This window comes from Actinomycetospora sp. (genome assembly GCF_055612215.1).
Genome location: NZ_JBVPVA010000376.1, coordinates 1 through 1,396, shown reverse-complemented (window position 1 = coordinate 1,396; position 1,396 = coordinate 1). Strand labels below are relative to the sequence as shown.

General features: G+C 75.0%; 2 protein-coding genes. Both read right to left on the bottom strand.

What is annotated here, in order from left to right; genetic code table 11:
- Nucleotides 1-190: ATP-binding cassette domain-containing protein (locus AC0CYZ_RS10670; protein ID WP_472215045.1), on the bottom strand; the 190-nt coding region annotated here is incomplete at its 3' end.
- A gap of 32 nt (nucleotides 191-222) precedes the next feature.
- A complete protein-coding gene (locus AC0CYZ_RS10665) occupies nucleotides 223-1,137 on the bottom strand; it encodes a metal ABC transporter solute-binding protein, Zn/Mn family (protein WP_472215043.1) in 915 nt (304 codons plus the stop codon).
- Nucleotides 1,138-1,396: the final 259 nt, after the last annotated feature.

The window sequence follows — 1,396 nt, the reverse complement described above, 5'->3', positions numbered from 1 at the left end:
TGCCCGCGGAGAGCGGCAGCAGCCCGAGCAGGACCTGCAGCAGCGTCGTCTTCCCCGACCCGTTGGGGCCGAGGACGGCGACGAACTCGCCGGCGGAGATGTCGAGGTCCAGGCTCGACCAGAGGGTGCGTGGGCCCCGGCGCAGCTCGGCGCCCGCCAGCGACACCGCCGCCGTGCGGTCCTCGGTCACGGTGGTCCTCCCGGTGGTCACGGCGGGGCCCGTCACGCCGGGACGCCGAGGGCCCGGGCGAGCGCCGCGCGCGTGCCGTCGAGCCATGTCAGGTAGTCGGTGACGCCGGCGGGCAGCGTCTCGGTCACGTCCACGACGGGCACGCCCGCCCCGGCCGCGCGGTCGCGCAGGCCCTCGACGACGGGGGACTCGGTCTGCGGGTTGAACACGAGGGCCGAGACCCGCCGGGCGGAGAGGGCGTCGCCGACCTGCACGAGCGACGCCGCAGAAGGGTCGGACTCGTTCTCGACGGCCGCCACGAAGTCCTGCGGGGTGACGTCGGCGACGCCCGCGGTGCGCAGCAGGTAGTGCGCGATCGGCTCGGTGGAGATCACCTGGGAGCCCGGCCGGGCCTTCCCGATCGCGGCGGTCTGCGTGGCGATCCGGTCGACCTGGGCGCCGAAGGCGGTGGCGCGCTGGTGCAGCGCGGCGGCCTGCGCGGGCTCGACCGTGGCGAGCCGGTCGGCGACCTGGTCCGCGACCGCCGTCACCGTCGTCGGGTCGAACCAGACGTGCTCGTTGTCGTCGGCCCGGTCGGGGCGCAGGTCGAACGCCTCGATGGTGTGTGCCCGGGCGGCGGGGTCCGCGTCGGTCACCTTCTCGACGAACGTGTCGTAGCCCCCGCCGTTCGCGACGACGAGGTCCGCGCGGCTGATCGCGGCGGCGTCGGCGGGGGTGCTCTCGTAGGAGTGCGGGTCGCCCGCGGGGTCGGCGATGATCGACCGCACCTGCGCGTCCGGCCCGGCGACGGCACTCGCGACCGCGCCCCACACGTTCGTCGTGGCGACGACGGTGGGCGTGCCGGCCGCCGCGGCGCCGGGGTCGCCGGAGCTCCCGCAGCCCGCGACGAGGGCGAGGACGACGAGGGCGCCGGCTGCGATGAGGGCGGCGCGGCGGGCGGCGGTCATGCGGGCCTCCGGCTCCGAGTCGGAAAAGTCCCCCCTCGGCGTGCTGTCCTGCTCCACAGCTCGACGTCAGGAGATCGGCGCTCACGGCGGGCCGATGCGCAAACGATAACCGTTCTCGTTATCGGAGACGAGAGGGGCCCCGATGACACAGGTGGGGCGCCGAACGGCGACGAACGGTGGCCCTAGATCGAAACAGTCGCTACGTTGCGCAGGTGGCAGAGGCACTCGAGGGGCGGAGGTCGACGCGTCGGACGGCGAC